Genomic DNA, 19,031 nt, shown 5'->3' on the forward strand with positions numbered 1-19,031 from the left:
ATTTTTACAAATGAGTAATATAGTAGCCATAGTAGGACGTCCAAATGTTGGAAAATCAACGTTTTTTAATCGTCTGATTCAGCGTAGAGAAGCTATTGTTGATGCCGTAAGTGGGGTAACAAGAGATAGGCATTATGGAAAAACAGATTGGAACGGTAGAGAGTTTTCGCTAATCGATACTGGTGGTTACGTTGTAGGGAGTGATGATATTTTTGAAGCTGAAATTGACAGACAGGTAGAATTGGCCATTGATGAGGCTGATGCTATCATTTTCATGGTTGATGTGGAATCTGGAATTACGGGGATGGATGAAGACGTGGCCAATTTGTTGCGTCGTGTGGACAAGCCTGTGTTTTTAGCCGTAAATAAAGTTGATAATAACAAGCGCGCCGAAGATGCTGTTGAATTTTATGCCCTAGGTTTAGGCGACTATTATACTATTGCCAGTATCAACGGTAGCGGAACTGGTGATTTGTTGGATGCTGTTGTAGCAGCGCTTCCTGAAAAGGAAGAAGTGGTAGAGGAAGATGAGTTGCCGCGTTTTGCTGTGGTTGGAAGACCAAATGCAGGAAAGTCGTCGTTTATTAATGCTTTGATAGGCGAGGATCGTTATATCGTAACCGATATTGCTGGAACTACCAGAGATGCCATCGATACCAAATACAACCGTTTTGGTTTTGAATTTAACTTGGTGGATACCGCTGGTATTAGAAGAAAATCCAAGGTTAAGGAAGATTTGGAATTTTATTCGGTAATGCGAAGTATTCGTGCTATTGAGCATTGCGATGTGTGTTTGTTGGTATTGGATGCTACAAGAGGATTTGACGGCCAAGTACAAAATATCTTTTGGTTGGCAGAACGCAACCGTAAAGGAATCGTGATCTTGGTGAACAAGTGGGATTTGGTTGAAAAGGACACCAAAACAGTAAAAGAATTTGAGCGTGTTATCAGAAAGGAAATAGAACCTTTTACTGATGTGCCAATTGTGTTCATTTCTGTTTTGAACAAACAACGTATTTTTAAAGCCATTGAAACGGCGGTTGAGGTTTATAACAACCGTTCCAAAAAAATCAAAACCAGTAAGCTGAATGAAGTGTTGTTGCCAATTATAGAGCATACACCACCGCCTGCTTACAAAGGAAAATATGTAAAGATTAAATATATCATGCAGTTGCCAACGCCGCAACCGCAATTTGCATTTTTCTGTAACTTGCCACAATATGTAAAGCCTCCTTACAAACGCTTTTTGGAAAATCAGCTGCGTGAGCATTTCGATTTTCATGGGGTGCCGGTAACGGTTTACATGCGTAAAAAATAACAAGTTTTTAGCGTTATAGATTAATTTACACCGAATTAAGGTGTAAATTATTTTGGACTTAATGTCAGTTATATTTTACTTTTTGATAAAAATAATTTACATTTATGATGTAATTTTAAATAATTAAGTCATGGAAGCAAATTATTTATTGCCTCATCGGTTTAAAACCATAGGCTGGATCCTGTTAATTGTCGGCCTTATTATCGGGGGTGTGTTATTGTGGTTTGGATATGAATCAAATCTATTAACGGTCAAAGTTCTTTCTATCTACAATGAGGATTCTATTCTCAATGAGACTAAAGGCTTTTTTAAATTGGTTGATAATAGTATTGTCGATGAATTGGCGGCATTAATGATTATTGTCGGAGGCTTGTTTGTGGGCTTTTCAAGAGAAACGATTGAGGATGAATTCATCTATAAATTGCGAAGTGAATCTTTGGTATGGGCTGTTGTTTTTAATTTCGTCATCTTGATTTTTGCAATATTGTTTGTCTACAATTTTACTTTCTTTCACGTGCTGGTGTTCAATATGTTTACACCGCTAATCTTTTTTATTGTTCGCTTTAATTTCCTGAAGCATAAATCGGTGGATTATGAAGAATAACATCAAAGTAGAACGAGCAAGACATAACATGACCCAATCCGATTTGGCTAGAGCCATAGGTGTGAGCAGGCAATCTATTAATGCCATAGAGCAAAGTAAATATGTGCCTTCAGCGGTATTGGCCCTTAAAATTGCAAAACTGTTTAAAGTACCTTTTGAGGAATTGTTCTTTTTGGAAGAAGGTGAATAGTATTTTGATTTGTTAAAAAAATAAGAAAATACATACGAAATTAAGTAGGTATTCGTTTCTTTAACAAATCAACTAATCATCAATCAAAAACCAATCAATGAAACAATTGCTATGTGTCATGGCACTGCTAAGTGCTGTAATTTGCTATTCCCAAAATTCATTACAAATCTCAGGAACAATCGTTTCTAAGGATGATAAAAGTCCTCTGGAAGCTGCTACGGTGTATTTGGAACGTATTCAGGATTCTACCTTGGTAACCTACACGATTTCGGATAAAAATGGACATTTTGAAATTCAGGAAAAAACCTATGAAACTCACCTTAATTTGGTGATTTCATATGTTGGACTTCAAGAGTACAAGACTAAAATTGACCTTTCCAAATCTCCAATTAATTTAGGTGAAATCGCTATGGAATCCGCCAATGCTTTGCAAGAGGTGGTTATTACCTCTCGGGCGCCAATCACCATTAAAAAGGATACCTTGGAGTTTAACGTCAAGTCCTTTAAAACCAAAAAAGATGCTACCGTAGAGGATTTGTTAAAAGAACTTCCGGGAGTAGAAGTGGATGAGAACGGGAAGATTAAGGTAAATGGAAAGGAAGTGAACAAAATTTTGGTAAACGGAAAGCCTTTCTTTGGGGATGATCCTACCATTACCACCCGAAGCTTAACGAAAGAAATCATTGAGAAAATCCAAATTGTAGATACTAAAACCAAATCGGAAGCTTTTGCGGGAGAGGAAGGAGATACAGAAAACAAAACCATTAATTTAACCATCAAAGAAGAAAATAATAAAGGGGTTTTTGGTCGAGTAGCCGCAGGAGGAGGTACTGATAAACGTTATGAATTTGCCGGCATTGTAAATGTCTTTGATAATGACCAACGCATTAGCGTACTTGCAGGAGGGAACAATATCAATTCACCAGGTTTTAGTTTTGGGGAAATCCAAAAAATGTTTGGCGGTGGTAGCTTTTATGGCACCGGCAATGGGTCTTTTGTATTTAATGGCCGAAATTTTGGAGGGGGAGAAGGTATTACGGTGTCCAATAATGTTGGGGTTAATTTTGCGGACGAATTGGCCAAGGGAATCGATGTGTCTGCCGATTATTTTCTGTCGAGCAGCAATTCAGAAAATGAAATTGTTACCAAGCGGGAAAATATTCTTCCAGATAGAAGGTACTTTACGGAGTCCTATGTAAATTCCAATTCCAATATTGATAACCATAGTTCAAATTTAGAGTTTGATATTGAGGTTGATTCTACATTTTTAATCAATATTAGGCCTTCTTTTAAGTTGTTGAAATCCCAGACAACCTATGCCAAAGAAGAATCATCTTTTGATGAGTTTGGAGCCTTAACCAATGCTTCAAATTCGTCCTCTTTTGTGGAAACCTTTGGAAGAAATTTTAGTAACGATTTTAATGTGACCAAACGTTTTGGGACTAAAGGGGCGTTTTTGAAATTTGATTTGAATACAGAATTTAATAGTACCGAAACAGATGAATTCGCCAATTCGCAAACTATGTTTGAGGATGATACTCAAAACATTGATAGGGATCAGTATTCTGACGGGAAACAAAATTTGGAAAGCCTTTTTGCTAGAATCACTTATAGATTACCGCTTATTGCCAAAACATTGTTTTTGGATTTTGAATATGGCACCAGAACCGAAACAAGAGAGAGCATAAGAAGTACCTTTGATTTCGACGATGCCGCTCAAGATTACACAAGTTTTAATGAGGACCTAAGTACCAATTTTAATTATACCAATAAACGAAATACACCGTCATTGGGACTATCGTACAAAAAGGAAAAGTTGTCTTTGGGTATGGAAGTAGGATATGTGTTCAGGACTTTGGAAAACCGTGATGAATTGAGACCTGAAATGAGCTTAAAGCAAAACTTTGAGGCCTTAGAATTGAATAGCCATATTAGTCATAGGTTCAGTCCTAAAACTTCAATGTATTCAGGGTATAATTTAAGTAATCAACCGCCACAAATCAGTCAGATGTCTCCATTTCAAGATGTATCAGACCCTCTGAATATCGTGACAGGGAATCCAAATTTGGAGCCTGCTAACAGGCATTCTTTTTACGGAGGTTTCAACAGTTTTGACTTTCAAAAGAAAACAGGTTTTTGGGGATATGCAAGTGTTAATATTACCGAAAATCAAGTGGTTTCAAGGTCTGTAATCGATGAAGATTTGGTGCGGTATACTACCTATGAAAATGTAGATGGTAATCATAGTATTTATGTAAATGCTAGTTATACTAAAACTATTAAAATGGATAGTTTAAAAACATTGAGACTTAGAGTAGGTACAAATACGAGTATTTCAAGAGCGGTTAACTTTAATAATGATCAGCAATACGCTTCAAAAAATAGAGCAATTGGTCCTTATGGAGGAATTGCATTTACATGGACTGACATTATGGAACTAGAGCCCAATTATAGGGTGTCTTTTAACAAGAGCACTTACAATCTTGAGGTTTTCGATGATCAAGAGTTTATCAGGCATGATTTGGGAATTAGAACCGCTACCTTTTTGCCGAAAAAATTTGAATGGCGTAATGATATAAAATACAGCTATAATCCCAATGTGTCTAGCGGATTTCAAAAAAGTGCTTGGTTCTGGAATTCAACGTTGGCCTATTCTGTATTAAAGGATCAAGGAACAACAATTACTTTAAAAGCCTATGATTTACTCAATCAGAATACCAATGCCCAACGTACGGCAACCGAGAACTATATTCAGGACAAGCAGAGTAGTGTGCTGCAGCAATATTTTATGCTGAGTTTTAGTTGGAAGTTTAATAGTCTAGGAAAAAAAGGGGAGATAGATGATTTTGGAGGATTTTAAGAGAAACAACTTTTATAACAAATAAGCAGCCTTTTGGCTGCTTATTTTATTTATAGTAAAAATGTTTTTATAATTGGAAAACTACCAGCTGCCTCCAGCACCACCTCCGGAGAAGCCTCCTCCTCCAAAACCGCCGCCAAAGCCACCGCCGCCTCCGAAGCCGCCACCACCAAAACCTCCTCCAGAACCAAAGCCACCACCGCCACGGTAATTGCCACGGCCCATTTGACTCAAGATAATGGCATCCCAAATGTCAAAGCCGCCACGGTTGCCTGGACCACGTCCAGAGCCTCCGCCTCCGCGTCTGTTTTTTGAGATAGCAATCAAGAAAATGATAAAAATAAGAAGCATGAAAAGGATAAAGCCAAAGGGAATTTCTTCACCCATATCCTGTTGACGAGTACCTTTAAATTCTCCATTTAAGGCCATAAAAATAGCGTCACTACCTTTGTCAAGACCACTATAATAATCTCCTTTTTTGAATTCAGGTATAATGATGTTTCTCGTGATTTCTCCAACAACTCCAGCAGTAAGCATAGGCTCAACACCGTAGCCTGGTGAAATCCAAATTTTACGATCGTCACGTGCCAACAGGATAAACACTCCATTGTCCTCCTTCGCTTGTCCAATACCCCATTCATGCCCCCATCTAGGAGCAAGTAGCCCGATGTTTTCACCTTTGGTAGTAGCAATAATAGCTACTACAATTTGGGTGGATGTGGTGTCAGAATATTTGACGAGTTTACGTTCTAGGTTGCTTTTTTGATTGGGAGTCAAAAGATCGACATAATCATACACGCTGGTTTGGAACTCTGGTTTAGGGGGAATATCGAATTGAGCGAAGGTTGTTAAAGCACAAAATACACTCAATAATAGGCCAAGGCTGATATGTTTGATTTTGATAAGCTGCACTATCCTCGGGATATTTCGTTAGGTAATTCGTTAATATCATCGTCCTCAACCGGAAAGTGTACTTTCAGTTCGTGGCCGGCTTTTAAGATGCCATCTATAATCCCTTGTTTAAAATTACCTTCTTTAAATCTGGATTGTATGGCGTCTCGTGTAGTGTCCCAAAAATTTTCGGGCACTACGGCATCAATGCCTTTATCACCACAAATAACGAAGTTATGGTCGTCTACAGCAACATACAGAAGTACCCCGTTGCTTAGTTTGGTGTTGTCCATTTTTAGAAGGTGAAAGACTTCCTTGGCGCGTTCGAAAGGTGTTTCGTCCTTTGAACTACGTTCTATATGCACACGGATTTCGCCCGAGGTATGGTCTTCAGCCGTTCTAATGGCCTCAATAATTTCCTGTTCCTCTTCAGCACTAAGGAAATCTTCAATATTGGACATAGCGATTTATTTAAAGTCGAATTCTACATCCACTGGCTTTTCAGCACCTGGTTCGGCGTCAAAGTATGGCTTGCCTTCAAAGTTAAACCAACCAGCCAAGATGGAATTTGGGAATTTCTTTACGTGGTTGTTATAAGGCTTAATGGCTTCATTATAGCGTGTCCTTGCCGTTTGAATGGTGTTTTCAGTACTGGCCAATTCGTCCTGTAACTTCAGGAAGTTTTGGTTGGCTTTCAAGTCTGGATAGCGTTCAACCGCCACCAATAAGCGTGAAAGTGCACTGCTCAAACCTCCTTGGGCGGCATTGAATTGCTCCAGTTGCTCAGGTGTAATGTTGGTAGGGTCAATGGTTGTTGAGGTTGCCTTGGCACGTGCCTCAATAACATCTGTGAGGGTTCCTCGTTCAAAATCGGCAGCCCCCTGTACTGTTTTTACCAAATTGCCTATAAGGTCATTTCGACGTTGATAGGCTGTTTGTACATTTCCCCAGGCTTCAGCTACATTTTCGTTAAGCTGTATGGCAGTATTGTTAAATCCTACTGCCCAATTGTAAAGGCCAAAACCAATTACGGCTATAATAATTACCGGAATAAGCCACTTTTTCATAATAGTGTGTTTTAAAGTTGATTCTTGATTTTTATTAGTTGGGCTTTGATGCCCTCTAATTTACTAATTATTTCAAAGGTACTCAGGGATTTTTGACGTTCTTCTTTTAAATGGGTCTTGGCGCCTTCCAATGTAAAGCCGCGTTCTTTCACCAAATGGTAGATAAACTTGAGGTTATTGATGTCTTCAGGGGTGAATTTACGGTTGCCCTTGGCATTCTTTTTAGGCTTAATAACATCGAATTCCTTTTCCCAAAATCTAATTAAAGAGGCATTTACATTGAAAGCTTTGGCGACTTCACCTATACTGTAGTAGCGCTTTTCAGGAAGATTGATATGCATAATATATTAATCTAAAGATTGGTTTTCCAAAGAGGCTTTCTCCAGAAGTTTGTTGTATTCTTCTGCAGACAAGTTACCATAATAGAAGTTGATCGGGTTGATACGGTCATCATCCTTAAACACTTCATAATGTAGGTGGGGCGCTTCAGACCTTCCGGTACTTCCCACAAATCCTATCAAATCACCACGTTTTACCTTTTGGTTTTTGCGAACGTTGTATTTGTAAAGGTGGGCATATAGGCTTACATAGCCATAGCCGTGATCTATTCTAATATGGTTTCCATATCCAGTTGAGCGGTTATCTGCACGTATTACAACGCCATCTCCCGCAGCATAAATAGGAGTTCCTCTAGGAGCTGTAAAGTCCATCCCAAAGTGGAACTTACGCACTTTGGTAAAAGGATCGGTACGATAACCGTAACCTGAGGCCATTCGGGTTAAATCGGAATTGTTGATAGGTTGTATGGCAGGAATAGAAGCTAAAAGCTTTTCTTTATCGGCCGCCAATTCGGCAATTTCATCCAAAGACTTTGATTGTACCACGATCCGCTTTTGAAGCATATCCATGCGTTGACTGGTTTCTTTTATCAACTTGGAATTGTCAAAACCCTCAAGGCCTTTATAGCGGTTGACTCCTCCAAAACCTGCTTTGCGCTGTTCGTCTGGGATTGGGTTAGCTTCAAAATATAAGCGGTAAATAGTATTGTCGCGCTCTTCAACATTGGCAAGTACCTTTTCGGTTTCGTCCATTTTTTTGTTCAGGAGCTGAAATTGTAACTGCATATTTTGCAATTCGCGGGTAAGCGCACGTTCCTTTGGCGATTGAAAAAATTGGGAAGCGATAAAGTTTGAGATGAATCCAAAAAGGCCAGCAGCCAAAAGAAACACAAGGGCGTACTTAAAGGTGGTGCGTTTTTTGCGCTCTATCTTACGGTACGAAAGGGTTTCTGGATCGTAATAATATTTTACCTTACTCATGTCGCAATTTATAGTATTTTTGCAGTTGAAAAATGCCCCTTCATGGAGCATTTTTATTAAGGAACGAACAAACCTACAAAAATATTTCCATTGTAAAATTATAAAAACAATTGCGAATATTTTCAGACGGTGAGTCTCAGGGCCTTAATTTAACAATATATTTGCAAGTAGTGTCAAGGCATTTTTGAAGTCTTGATCAAGTTTAAGAATTTAGATTATCAATTTACATACATGAAATCTCAAGATATCCGTTCGAAGTTTTTAAGTTTTTTCGAAAATAAACAGCATGCCATCGTGCCCTCTGCTCCCATGGTTTTAAAGGATGACCCTACCTTGATGTTTGTCAATGCCGGAATGGTGCCTTTTAAGGAATACTTTTTGGGAAATGCCAAAGTGAAGGAGTCCCGTATAGCCGATTCGCAAAAATGTTTACGAGTATCCGGTAAACACAACGATTTGGAAGAGGTAGGATATGATACGTATCACCACACCTTATTTGAAATGTTGGGGAACTGGAGTTTTGGAGATTATTTCAAGAAAGAAGCCATTGCTTGGGCTTGGGAACTGCTTACAGAGGAATTCGGGGTTGATAAGGATATCTTGTATGTAACCGTTTTTGAAGGAAGCGAGGACGACAATTTGCCTATGGACCAGGAAGCTTACGATTTCTGGAAAGCCATTGTTCCTGAAGACCGCATTTTAATGGGGAATAAAAAGGATAATTTCTGGGAAATGGGAGATCAAGGACCATGCGGACCTTGTAGTGAAATCCATGTTGATATTCGTTCTGCAGAAGAGAAAGCAAAAGTGTCAGGAAGAGACTTGGTGAATATGGATCACCCACAAGTGGTGGAAATCTGGAACTTGGTATTTATGCAATACAACCGTAAAGCCAACGGAAGCTTGGAAAACTTGCCGAACAAGCATATTGATACGGGAATGGGCTTTGAGCGTTTGTGTATGGTATTGCAAAACGTACAGTCCAATTACGATACTGATGTGTTCACTCCAATAATAAGAGAGATTGAAACGGTTACAGATAAAGCTTATGGTAAAGATGAAAAGATAGATGTTGCTATTCGTGTGATTGCCGATCACGTGAGAGCCGTGGCCTTTTCTATTGCTGATGGACAGTTGCCAAGCAATACAGGAGCAGGGTATGTAATTAGAAGAATTTTACGTCGTGCTATCCGTTACGGATTCACCTTCTTGGAGCAGAAAGAACCATTTATATATAAATTGGCCGAAACGTTGAGCCATCAAATGGGAGAGGCTTTCCCAGAAATTAAGGCTCAAAAACAACTGGTTTACAACGTGATTCGTGAGGAAGAGCAATCTTTCTTAAGAACTTTGGAGCAAGGCTTGTTGTTGTTGGATAAGGTTGTAGAAGAAACTAAAGGAGATGTGGTGTCAGGTGCCAAAGCTTTTGAATTGTATGATACCTTTGGATTTCCATTGGATTTAACCCAATTGATTGCCCGTGAAAAGGGATATAGCATTGATGAGGCTGGTTTTGCCACCGAAATGGAAAAACAAAAAAGTCGTTCCAGAGCCGCTTCTACAGTAGAGGCTTCAGATTGGGTGATTTTATTGGAAGACGAAGCTGAGGAGTTCATTGGATATGATACGCTGAGTGCTGATGTAAGATTGACGCGTTATAGAAAAGTTACTACCAAAAAAGATGGAGAGCAATACCAATTGGTATTCAATATGACGCCGTTTTATCCAGAAGGAGGAGGTCAAGTTGGAGATCAAGGATATATTGAAACTCCTAATGGTGATGTTATTTACGTAACCGATACCAAAAAGGAAAATAGTTTAATTATCCATTACGCAAAGACACTTCCTAAGCATTTAGATGCGACTTTCAAAGCGGTTGTAGATGCAGAATTGAGACAGCTATCTGCTTCCAATCACACAGCAACTCACTTGTTGCACCAAGCATTGCGTACTGTGTTGGGAACTCATGTAGAGCAAAAAGGGTCTTTGGTAAGCCCAAAATATTTACGATTCGACTTTTCGCATTTTGCAAAGGTAGACAGAGAGCAGTTGGATGCTATTGAAGAATTTGTAAATGCGCGTATTCAGGAGAATCTTAAGTTAGAAGAAAAACGAAACATTCCAATGCAGCAGGCTATCGATGAAGGGGCTATTGCCTTATTTGGTGAAAAGTATGGTGATGCTGTACGTGCCATTCGTTTTGGGAAATCTATGGAGCTTTGTGGTGGTACACACGTAGCGCAAACGGGTGATATATGGTATTTCAAAATTAATTCGGAAAGTGCCGTAGCGGCAGGTGTACGTCGTATTGAGGCGATTACCAATGTAGCGGTGAAAAACTATTTTGTGGATGTGGATAAGGATTTTGACGCCTTAAAGCAAACACTTAAAAATCCGAAGTCAACGGTGAAAGCTGTGGAAGGTTTATTGGAAGAAAATACAGCGCTTAAAAAACAGATTGAGCAATTATTAAAAGATAAGGCCAAGAACCTAAAAGGAGATTTGATTAATGAACTTAAAGAGGTGAATGGTATTCAGTTTCTGGCTAAGGAAGTTGATTTGGATGCAGCCGGAATTAAGGACGTGTCTTTTGAATTAGGTGGGCAATTTGATAATTTGTTCCTATTGTTTGCAACAAAACAGGAGGGTAAAGCCTTATTGTCTTGCTATATTTCCAAGGAAATCGTTGCTGATAAAGGCTTAAACGCAGGCCAAATTGTTAGAGAACTTGGAAAGCACATCCAAGGTGGTGGTGGTGGACAACCATTTTTTGCTACTGCGGGAGGAAAGAATCCTGATGGTATTGCAGCAGCTTTGGAAGCTGCCGCGGAGTACCTGAACTAGATATATGAAACTACAAACAGAAATACCTTTAAAACCCCAACAGCACAATCTGATAGATTACAACTCTAGATTGATTCTGTTGGGGTCTTGTTTTGTTGAAAATATCGGGGAGAAGTTAGCGTATTATAAATTCCAGAATACCTTAAATCCTTTTGGAATTCTGTTCCATCCTTTTGCAATTGAAAGTTTGCTGCTCAACGCTATTAATGACAAAGAATACACAGAAGAAGATGTGTTTTTTCATAATGAGCAATGGCATTGTTATGGAGCACATTCCAAATTAAGTGCATCTTCAAAGGACGATTTGTTACAGAATCTTAACCAGAGCATTCAACAAACCAAACAAGCTCTTGAAACGTCATCTCATATTGTCATTACCCTCGGCACCGCTTGGATATACCGCTTGATAGAAAGTGATGAAGTAGTAGTCAATTGCCATAAGGTACCTCAAAAGAAATTTAGTAAAGAATTATTGGCAATAGATGCTATTGCTGAATCCTTACAGGCAATGGTGGCTTTGGCTAAAAGTGTGAATCCTGAAGTATCTGTTATCTTTACAGTGTCCCCTGTAAGACATTTAAAGGATGGCTTTGTAGAAAATACTCAAAGTAAGGCGCATTTGATAAGTGCGGTGCATCAAGTTGTGGAACCCAGACAGCAAACCTGCTATTTTCCTTCATATGAAATTTTGATGGATGAATTGCGCGATTACCGTTTTTATGCAGAAGATATGGTGCATCCTAATCCTACAGCCATCAACTATGTGTGGGAGCGGTTTAAGAAGGTGTGGTTCCATGGTAGTACGAAGCCTATAATGAAGATTGTAGATACGGTTCAAAAAGGAATGTTGCACCGGCCTTTCAATCCAAATTCAGAAGCACATCAAGGCTTTTTAAAGGTTCTTAAAGAAAAAAAGGAAGAACTTGTGGCTCAGTATCCTTTCATGGAATTTTAAATGGTTTTGAAAAACACATAATAAAAAAAGCCCGAGTCAATCATCCCTCGGGCTTTTCCATCAATCAAAATCATTTATCAAACATGTAATCAATCAAGTTTTCTTTTTATACTAGGTCCAATTTTCTGCTCAAGTTCAACCAGCCTCCACCGTTGACAACTTCAATACCATGGCTTTTTAAAACACTTGCCGCAGAACCTGAGCGCATACCACTAGCGCAACAGGTAATAATTGGTTTGTTTAGTTTTTTGATGTCCTTAACTTTGGTAGCTATTTGAGGTAGCGGGATGTTTTTAGATCCTGGAATGGCGCCGCCATTGTATTCTCCAACGCTTCTTACATCAATAATTATTGCTCCATTTTCATAAAGCGATTTTAATTCATCAGATTTATTTCCGAATAGCATATCTAGTATTCCCATAATCATATTTGTTTTGTGCAAAGTAACGCATAGTTTTTCATCGAGAAGGTAACTAAGGTTACATCAGTTGCTTGAAAATGAAAATATTACAAGATGTGTTTTGATGTGTAATATTCTCTTATTGAGAGAATTGTATGGCTTTTAAAATGCGTTTATTGGGAGAATTAACCAATTTTATCGGTGAACTGCAATATTCGATTTGTAGGATTACGCTTAATCTTTTTTAATTGCTTCTCGTCGAAAAAACTTAAGGTTGAGGGGATTATGTTATATATTAGTATTGCTATTAATCAATTTTTTAAAAAGGCGTCAGTTATACTTTTTGCGTGGCAAGAATGATCTGATGCTTTTTTTTGTTCCAAATCCAAAACCAACCAGCTAAATTTTTTTAAAGTGTATTTGGTTACTTCAGTTTCACGCTGTCGGGTACCAAAACTGTGTAGTCTCCGTGGTTCCTAATGACGTCTCTTACAATAGATGAAGAGATGAAGGAGGTTCTTGCCGATGTAAGTAAAAATACCGTTTCTATTCTCGAAAGTTTTCTGTTGGTATGGGCAATGGCCTTTTCAAATTCAAAATCGGCTGGGTTACGAAGGCCTCTCAAAATAAATTGCGCATCTATTTCTTTTGAAAAATCAATGGTGAGACCTTCGTAAGTAACAACTTTAACCTTTGGTTCGTCTTTAAAAGCTTCCTCAATAAAATGCTTGCGTTCTTCCAGTGAAAACATATAAGACTTATCGGAATTGATACCAATGGCCACTACCACTTCGTCAAAAAGTTTTACACCTCTTAGAATAATGTCGTAGTGTCCAAGGGTAATTGGATCAAAGGAACCAGGGAAAATTGCGCGTCTCATTACAGTTGTTAAGCGGTTACAGCATCAAAGATACTTAATAATTTAAGAGTGTTGGGTTTTAAGGCTTTCCTCAATGGCATTTTCAAACAGTTCGCCTAAGCTGATACCTGCTGCAGCAGCTTGTTGTGGCAAGATACTAGCTTTGGTAAGGCCTGGCACTGTGTTGACTTCCAATAGGTGTGGTTCTCCATCTTTAAAGATATATTCACTTCGGCTAAAGCCTTTCATCTTCAGAATTTCGTATACTTTTTTGGCTAGGGTTCGTACTTTTTCGGCCTGTTCTTCCGATAGGCGGGCAGGAGTAATTTCCTGAGATTCGCCAAGGTATTTGGCTTTGTAGTCAAAAAAGTCGTTGTTGCTTACAATTTCGGTAATGGGAAGTACGGTAACTTCACCTTTATAGGTAATCACTCCAACAGATACTTCGGTGCCATCCAAAAAGGATTCTATGATGACTTCATCATCTTCCTTAAAGGCAACTTCAAGCGCGTTTTGGAATTCCTCTTTTTTGTACACTTTGCTCACCCCAAAGCTACTACCAGCTTTATTGGCCTTTACAAAGCAAGGAAGCCCAACCTTGGCTATAATTTCATCTTCATTTACAGAGTCTCCTTGATTGAGGTAATAGGAGGTGGCGGTTTTAATTCCGTAAGGTTTTAGGGTGCTAAGGCAGTCTCGTTTGTTAAAGGTAAGGGCTGCTTGGTACATGCCACAACTTGTATGTGGAATTTTCAACAACTCCAAATACCCTTGCATATAGCCATCTTCTCCAGGAGTGCCATGAATGGCATTGAACACACAATCAAACTGGATTTTTTTTCCTTCAACCATCACGCTGAAGTCATTTTTATCTACAGGAAATTCCGTGTTGTTTTTGTCAACATACACCCATTTGTCTTTAAAGATATGGATGCGGTAAGCAGTGTAAAGTTCTGGGTTCAAGGTTTCGTAAACCACTTGACCACTCTTAAGGGATATTTCATATTCGCTGGAATATCCGCCCATTATAATGGCAATATGTTTCTTCATGATAGTACCCCGAAGGGAAGGAAATTCTTTATAAATAATCTTTAAACGCTCACAGAACGTATGTAATATTAGGAAAGCTAAATTAGCATATTAAAGGAAAAGAAAAAACCTTTGAGTTTTATATATTTGCCCTAACTTAAAATCATTACATGAGTCTTGTAAAGTTTCTTACCAGTAAAGTTTTTTTAAAACAATTAGCCCTAGCCTTAGCCGTAATATTTTTGATGTGTTTTTTGATCTTGCAATGGTTGAAAAGTACCACCAATCACGGTGAATTTATTGAAGTACCTGAGTTGAAGGGGAAAACTTTGGAGACTGTTGAGATCCAATTGAACGATCGCAGTTTGCGTATGGAAATTCAGGATTCAGCTAATTACAATCCAGATTACCCAAAATATTCGGTAATTGAACAATATCCATTGGCGGGTACGCAGGTAAAGGAAAACCGCAAGATTTATGTAATATTGAACCCATCTGGTTACCGTAAGGTCGCCGTGCCGGATATTGTAAGACGTACGTTCCGTCAAGCCAAACCTACTTTGGAGGCTTTAGGATTTGAAGTTGGAAAGATTAGGTATGTGGACGATTTGGGTAAAGATGAAGTAATTGATGTAGAATTTGAGGGACAACCTCTTAAAGCAGGAGACATGTTGCCGTTGACTTCCAAGATTGACTTGGTGCTGGGTAACGGAAACAGGGCAGAATAAAATATTATGACAGACCAATATACGCCTATAGACGAGAATGATGATGAGTTGTATGAGCACCACGCGTTTACTGTAAAAACTGGCCAACAACCTCTTCGCATCGATAAATATTTGATGAATTTTATTGAGAATGCCACTCGCAATAAAATTCAATCTGCCGCGAAAAATGGGAATATTCACGTGAATGATGTTCCTGTAAAAGCCAATTACAAAGTGAAGCCTTTGGATAGGATTCGTGTGTTGTTTGAGTATCCTCCCTATGAGGAACTTTTAACACCAGAGAACATTCCTTTGGATATTGTGTTTGAAGACGATCAGCTATTGGTAGTCAATAAGCCAGCTGGTTTGGTAGTGCATCCTGGACATGGGAATTATTCGGGGACTTTAATCAATGCCCTTATTTATCATTTTGAAAACTTGCCAAACAATTCCAGTAACCGTCCTGGATTGGTTCACCGTATCGATAAGGACACCAGTGGTTTGTTGGTTGTGGCCAAGACAGAAGAGGCTATGGCCCATTTAACGAAGCAATTTTTTGACAAAACCAGTGAGCGTGAATACATAGCTTTGGTTTGGGGAAATGTGGAAGAGGATGAAGGCACTGTTGAGGGCAATATTGGTAGACATCCTAAAAATCGTTTACAGAATACAGTTTTTGAAGGAGAGGATGAAGACAAGGGGAAGCCGGCCGTAACCCATTATAAAGTGTTGGAGCGTTTCGGCTATGTAACCTTGATTTCCTGTAAGTTGGAAACCGGCCGTACTCACCAAATTCGTGTGCATATGAAACACATTGGGCACACCCTTTTTAATGACGAACGCTATGGTGGCGAACGTATTTTGAAAGGGACTACATTCACAAAATACAAACAGTTTGTAGAAAACTGTTTTAAGGTGCTTCCTAGGCAGGCTTTGCATGCTAAAACGCTGGGTTTTAGTCATCCAACGACTGGGGAGTTCATGCATTTTAATGCAGATATTCCGGAAGATATGCTGCAATGTATAGAAAAATGGCGGGTTTACGCCAAACACCAAAATTTGGATATTGAATAGGTTCCTTCGGTAAATTAATAGATCTTTTTTAGTAAATTCATAGGGTAATTCAAACCAATTATCCGTATGAAATTGTATAACCTTGTGCCAATGCTGTATACTGAAGATGTGGAAGCCACGATTCAGTTTTATACAAGTCAATTGGGCTTTGTTTGTGATGCCTTTGATGAAGTCACAAAATGGGCCTCCATACACCGGGACGGTGTAGAATTGATTCTTACCAAACCAAATGACATGGTTCCTTTCAATAAAGCTGAATTTACGGGCTCTTTCTACATAAGGACGGTGAACGTAGATACACTTTGGCAAACGGTTAAAGACAATGTAGAGGTATGCTACCCCATAGATAATTTCCAGTGCAGCATGCGCGAATTTGCCATTTACGACAATAATGGCTATGTGCTGCAGTTTGGGGAGGAATTGACCCTAAACTAATGCATATAATTACTTTTGCTTATACTGCCATAGAAAATATAGAATCCCAAAATTGAAAAATAGATACGGTAATTGTAATTTTGGGACAACAAAAAACTAAGCATGAAATTAGTATTATCACCTGCAAAATCCTTAGACCTTGAGAGTCAATTGCCAACCCAACAATCTACAGAAGCCTGTTTCCTGAAACAAGCAGAACGGTTGAACAAGTTATTGAAGAAGAAATCGGCCAAAAGCTTATCTCAACTTATGAAGATTTCCGATAATTTAGGTCAGTTGAATTATGAGCGTAACCAGAAGTGGGAATTGCCATTTACAGTTGAGAATGCAAGGCCGTCGGTGTATGCTTTTAGCGGTGATGTATACAGAGGATTGGATGCTTATACCATACCTCAGGATAAAATAGAAAAACTTCAAGATACGGTGCGCATCCTTTCTGGTTTGTATGGAATTTTGAAGCCTTTGGATTTAATGCAGCCGTACCGTTTGGAAATGGGGACTAAATTCCCAGTGGGTAAAAATAAAAACCTGTATGAGTTTTGGAAGAAGGAAATCACCCAAGCTTTGAATGATGAATTGGAAGAGGGCGAATTGTTTGTAAACCTTGCCAGCAACGAATATTTTAAGGCCATTGATACCAAAGCTCTAAAAGTGCCTGTAATTACTTGTACATTCAAGGATTTCAAAAATGGTGAATACAAAATGATCATGACCTTTGCAAAATTGGCAAGAGGCTATATGACGCGCTACATTATCGATACGGATGCGAAGACCTTGGATGATTTAAAAGGCTTCAATTATGAAGGCTATGGGTATAGCGAAACCATGTCTTCAGAAACCGAATTGGTATTTACAAGATAGGCTAAACTCTAGATTTATTGTTCACGTTGATCTTGTCTTCGGTTTTTTGACGTTTCTTGATTTTAGGACGCAGGACACCGTGGGTGCCTCGATGAATTTTACCGCGTTTGGTTTTCTTATCGCCTTTTCCCATAATATTTAGATTTTATTGGTTCTGCTTTAATATACTAAAAATTTAAAAATTACTTTAGTACATTAGCTTCGCTTAAAATCTATTCAATGGCCTATTATTTTATTGTAGCTCTGCAGGGTTACTGTATTTACCATCTTTACAGGAACAAAAATGAAAATTATTGGTTTTTCGTAATTATGTTCGTACCGGTTGTGGGGAGCATCATTTACCTGATAACTCAGGTGTACAATAAACGAGATGTAGAGAAAATCCATGATAATCTTACAACCATAATCAATCCCACTAAACAGGTCAAGGATTTGGAACGGAAATTACAATTTTCCGAAACTTACCAAAACAGGGTAGATCTAGCCGACGCCTATCTTCAAATTCAAGATTATTCAAACGCTATCAAGCACTATGAATTGGCTTTACAGGATACTTGGCACAATCAATACTATGTGATGTCCCAATTGCTTAAGTGTTATTACTATACTGGAGATTATGGTAATGTGGTAGCTTCTGCTGAAAAGATTAAAGAGGAAAAGGAGTTTATGAAATCCCGAGTGCAATTTTTCTATGGATTGGCCCTAAAGGAACAGGGACGAATGGAAGAGGCCGAGGAGCAACTTCGGTATATTGACACGCCTTACAGTAATTATGAAGAGCGTTTGCAATTGGTTCATTTTTTAAATGAAAAAGGAGATACCAAAGAAGCTAATGTCATTTTAGGGGAGTTGCATCAGGAAACTCAAAACCTTACAAAACCTAACCGAAAAAAGTATAGAGCTGTCATTACCGAAGTCGAGAAAATGTTAAGCACTCAATAGATGTTTCTGCACCAACATCCATTCCCACCTTTTATTTTCGAAGATACTACCAAGCTCATTGTAGGCACGTTGCCGCCACCACGCTTTTCCATGGGTGAGTTGTTGGAAAAAGATGTTGATTTTTGTTATGGCAGTTATTACAACTCTTTGTGGTTGTATATAGATGCTATTCATAATTTGAATCTTCGTTATGACAATTCCCGGGAAGCTGTAGAAGAACGCAAGCAGTTCTTGCATAAACACAAAATAGGGGTTTGCGATATTGTGGAAAGTGCCCAACGGGAAAAAATCGATGCTTCAGATTTGGGTATGACCAATATCAAATTGAGGGATGTAATTGGCTATCTACAAAAATATCCCAATATCAACACATTATTGTTTACAGGAGGCAATAGCAAGAATGGCCCAGAATATTTCTTCAGAAGGCATTGCAAGGAATACGGTATTAAACTACAGCCTGTAGAAAGCAAAGTGCCACGCATCCATTCATTTCAATTAAAAGATAAAAATGAAGAAGTTCGGGAGATTAAGACGGTTTCCTTGACTTCAGCATCGGGATCGGCCAACAGAGCTATTGGGAGTATGCCTCTTTATCAACAACTCAAAGCTAAAAATCCAGACTTTACCACTTTCGATTTTAGGGTGCTGCAGTATCGCGAGTTTTTTTAGGATTTAT

The 19,031-nt window shown here is 38.7% G+C and carries 21 protein-coding genes; 12 read left to right on the forward strand and 9 right to left on the reverse strand.

Going from position 1 to position 19,031, the window contains the following annotated elements:
- Positions 1 to 10: 10 nt before the first annotated feature.
- The 4 genes from der (at position 11) to BKM32_RS08095 (ending at position 4,972) form a co-directional block, all read left to right on the forward strand.
- Entirely contained in the window at positions 11 to 1,318 is a 1,308-nt protein-coding gene (gene der, locus BKM32_RS08080; RefSeq protein WP_076663377.1) for a ribosome biogenesis GTPase Der, read from the forward strand.
- A gap of 130 nt (positions 1,319 to 1,448) precedes the next feature.
- Entirely contained in the window at positions 1,449 to 1,922 is a 474-nt protein-coding gene (locus tag BKM32_RS08085; protein WP_053991728.1) for a hypothetical protein, read from the forward strand.
- On the forward strand, positions 1,912 to 2,112 hold the full coding sequence (locus BKM32_RS08090) for a helix-turn-helix transcriptional regulator (RefSeq protein WP_053977371.1): 201 nt from the start codon (positions 1,912 to 1,914) through the stop codon (positions 2,110 to 2,112). The genes BKM32_RS08085 and BKM32_RS08090 overlap by 11 nt, the downstream gene beginning before the upstream one ends.
- Before the next feature lie 97 nt (positions 2,113 to 2,209).
- On the forward strand, positions 2,210 to 4,972 hold the full coding sequence (locus BKM32_RS08095; protein ID WP_076663378.1) for an outer membrane beta-barrel protein: 2,763 nt from the start codon (positions 2,210 to 2,212) through the stop codon (positions 4,970 to 4,972).
- Between the two features lie 81 nt (positions 4,973 to 5,053).
- On the opposite strand, the gene BKM32_RS08100 is transcribed toward BKM32_RS08095, so the two are convergent.
- The 5 genes from BKM32_RS08100 to BKM32_RS08120 are packed head-to-tail and all read right to left on the reverse strand — an operon-like array spanning position 5,054 to position 8,249.
- On the reverse strand, positions 5,054 to 5,887 hold the full coding sequence (locus BKM32_RS08100; RefSeq protein ID WP_371328833.1) for a YgcG family protein: 834 nt from the start codon (positions 5,885 to 5,887) through the stop codon (positions 5,054 to 5,056).
- Positions 5,884 to 6,324 carry a TPM domain-containing protein gene (locus BKM32_RS08105; protein ID WP_076663379.1) on the reverse strand — a complete coding sequence of 147 codons (441 nt, stop codon included), beginning with the start codon at positions 6,322 to 6,324 and terminating at the stop codon, positions 5,884 to 5,886. The genes BKM32_RS08100 and BKM32_RS08105 overlap by 4 nt, the downstream gene beginning before the upstream one ends.
- A gap of 6 nt (positions 6,325 to 6,330) precedes the next feature.
- Complete coding sequence (locus tag BKM32_RS08110; protein ID WP_053977373.1) at positions 6,331 to 6,930, reverse strand: LemA family protein; 600 nt, start codon at positions 6,928 to 6,930, stop codon at positions 6,331 to 6,333.
- 11 nt (positions 6,931 to 6,941) lie between these two features.
- A complete protein-coding gene (locus tag BKM32_RS08115) occupies positions 6,942 to 7,271 on the reverse strand; it encodes a MerR family transcriptional regulator (RefSeq protein WP_053977374.1) in 330 nt (109 codons plus the stop codon).
- A gap of 6 nt (positions 7,272 to 7,277) precedes the next feature.
- Positions 7,278 to 8,249 carry a M23 family metallopeptidase gene (locus BKM32_RS08120; RefSeq protein WP_053977375.1) on the reverse strand — a complete coding sequence of 324 codons (972 nt, stop codon included), beginning with the start codon at positions 8,247 to 8,249 and terminating at the stop codon, positions 7,278 to 7,280.
- Between the two features lie 231 nt (positions 8,250 to 8,480).
- On the opposite strand from BKM32_RS08120, the gene alaS reads away from it, so the two are divergent.
- Together alaS and BKM32_RS08130 are read left to right on the forward strand one after the other, a co-directional pair.
- Positions 8,481 to 11,093 (forward strand): alanine--tRNA ligase, encoded by a 2,613-nt coding sequence (alaS, locus tag BKM32_RS08125; RefSeq protein ID WP_076663380.1) that lies wholly within the window; start codon positions 8,481 to 8,483, stop codon positions 11,091 to 11,093.
- 4 nt (positions 11,094 to 11,097) lie between these two features.
- Positions 11,098 to 12,048: a GSCFA domain-containing protein gene (locus BKM32_RS08130; protein WP_076663381.1), complete on the forward strand. Its 951-nt coding sequence runs from the start codon at positions 11,098 to 11,100 to the stop codon at positions 12,046 to 12,048.
- A 106-nt stretch (positions 12,049 to 12,154) separates the two neighbouring features.
- Here BKM32_RS08130 and BKM32_RS08135 read toward each other — a convergent pair whose 3' ends face one another.
- The 3 genes from BKM32_RS08135 to BKM32_RS08145 all read right to left on the reverse strand — a co-directional run bounded on the left by BKM32_RS08135 (position 12,155) and on the right by BKM32_RS08145 (position 14,357).
- On the reverse strand, positions 12,155 to 12,469 hold the full coding sequence (locus BKM32_RS08135; RefSeq protein WP_053977378.1) for a rhodanese-like domain-containing protein: 315 nt from the start codon (positions 12,467 to 12,469) through the stop codon (positions 12,155 to 12,157).
- Positions 12,470 to 12,872: 403 nt separating this feature from the next.
- Positions 12,873 to 13,328: a pantetheine-phosphate adenylyltransferase gene (coaD, locus tag BKM32_RS08140; RefSeq protein WP_076663382.1), complete on the reverse strand. Its 456-nt coding sequence runs from the start codon at positions 13,326 to 13,328 to the stop codon at positions 12,873 to 12,875.
- A 42-nt stretch (positions 13,329 to 13,370) separates the two neighbouring features.
- Positions 13,371 to 14,357: a D-alanine--D-alanine ligase gene (locus BKM32_RS08145; protein WP_076663383.1), complete on the reverse strand. Its 987-nt coding sequence runs from the start codon at positions 14,355 to 14,357 to the stop codon at positions 13,371 to 13,373.
- 149 nt (positions 14,358 to 14,506) lie between these two features.
- On the opposite strand from BKM32_RS08145, the gene BKM32_RS08150 reads away from it, so the two are divergent.
- The 4 genes from BKM32_RS08150 (at position 14,507) to yaaA (ending at position 17,413) form a co-directional block, all read left to right on the forward strand.
- The gene (locus BKM32_RS08150; protein WP_053977381.1) at positions 14,507 to 15,064 is read left to right on the forward strand and encodes a PASTA domain-containing protein; all 558 of its coding nucleotides are present in this window, start codon (positions 14,507 to 14,509) and stop codon (positions 15,062 to 15,064) included.
- A 6-nt stretch (positions 15,065 to 15,070) separates the two neighbouring features.
- Positions 15,071 to 16,117, forward strand: a complete 1,047-nt coding sequence (locus BKM32_RS08155) for an RluA family pseudouridine synthase (protein ID WP_076663384.1) — start codon at positions 15,071 to 15,073, stop codon at positions 16,115 to 16,117.
- A 66-nt stretch (positions 16,118 to 16,183) separates the two neighbouring features.
- Positions 16,184 to 16,552, forward strand: a complete 369-nt coding sequence (locus BKM32_RS08160; protein ID WP_253187436.1) for a VOC family protein — start codon at positions 16,184 to 16,186, stop codon at positions 16,550 to 16,552.
- 102 nt (positions 16,553 to 16,654) lie between these two features.
- Complete coding sequence (yaaA, locus tag BKM32_RS08165) at positions 16,655 to 17,413, forward strand: peroxide stress protein YaaA (RefSeq protein WP_076663386.1); 759 nt, start codon at positions 16,655 to 16,657, stop codon at positions 17,411 to 17,413.
- A 1-nt stretch (position 17,414) separates the two neighbouring features.
- On the opposite strand, the gene BKM32_RS08170 is transcribed toward yaaA, so the two are convergent.
- Positions 17,415 to 17,546: a 30S ribosomal protein THX gene (locus BKM32_RS08170; RefSeq protein ID WP_076663387.1), complete on the reverse strand. Its 132-nt coding sequence runs from the start codon at positions 17,544 to 17,546 to the stop codon at positions 17,415 to 17,417.
- Positions 17,547 to 17,632: 86 nt separating this feature from the next.
- Here BKM32_RS08170 and BKM32_RS08175 point away from each other — a divergent pair, with 86 nt between their 5' ends.
- The gene (locus tag BKM32_RS08175) at positions 17,633 to 18,355 is read left to right on the forward strand and encodes a hypothetical protein (RefSeq protein ID WP_076663388.1); all 723 of its coding nucleotides are present in this window, start codon (positions 17,633 to 17,635) and stop codon (positions 18,353 to 18,355) included.
- The gene (locus BKM32_RS08180) at positions 18,356 to 19,024 is read left to right on the forward strand and encodes a uracil-DNA glycosylase family protein (protein ID WP_076663389.1); all 669 of its coding nucleotides are present in this window, start codon (positions 18,356 to 18,358) and stop codon (positions 19,022 to 19,024) included. It abuts the gene before it with no gap.
- The last annotated feature ends 7 nt before the right edge of the window (positions 19,025 to 19,031 follow it).

Origin of the sequence: Mangrovimonas sp. DI 80 (assembly GCF_001975575.1) — a bacterium.
GTDB classification, from domain to species: Bacteria; Bacteroidota; Bacteroidia; order Flavobacteriales; family Flavobacteriaceae; genus Mangrovimonas_A; species Mangrovimonas_A xylaniphaga.